Source organism: Paraburkholderia sp. RL18-101-BIB-B (genome assembly GCF_046026985.1).
Lineage (GTDB): Bacteria > Pseudomonadota > Gammaproteobacteria > Burkholderiales > Burkholderiaceae > Paraburkholderia.
In genome coordinates this window covers 1-255 of the sequence record NZ_JARESV010000244.1, presented here as the reverse complement: position 1 = coordinate 255, position 255 = coordinate 1, and the positions used below count along the sequence as shown (strand labels likewise).

1 pseudogene is annotated in these 255 nt (G+C 67.1%); it reads left to right on the top strand.

Annotated features, from left to right (window positions below):
• Positions 1-68: 68 nt before the first annotated feature.
• Positions 69-255: pseudogene (locus P0D73_RS46930) on the top strand (efflux transporter outer membrane subunit); the annotation flags it as partial.

Sequence of the window (255 nt, the reverse complement as noted above, 5' to 3'; positions counted from 1 at the left end):
GGGCGCTCCGACCGCTAAACCCTCTGCCCGGCGCGAGGACGACTGACATGCGCGGCTCCGCGTTCATCATGCGTTTGGTGCCAGCCCTGCTGCTTGCGGGGCTGAGTCTCGGCCTGGGCGGTTGTCTGCTCGGCCCCGACTACGTGCGACCCACGGTGCCTACGCCGGCGACGTTCCGCTTCGAAGGAAGCGAGGCGGCCGAAGTTGCCAACGCGATGTGGTGGGAGCAATTCGGGGATCCCGTGCTGAATGATC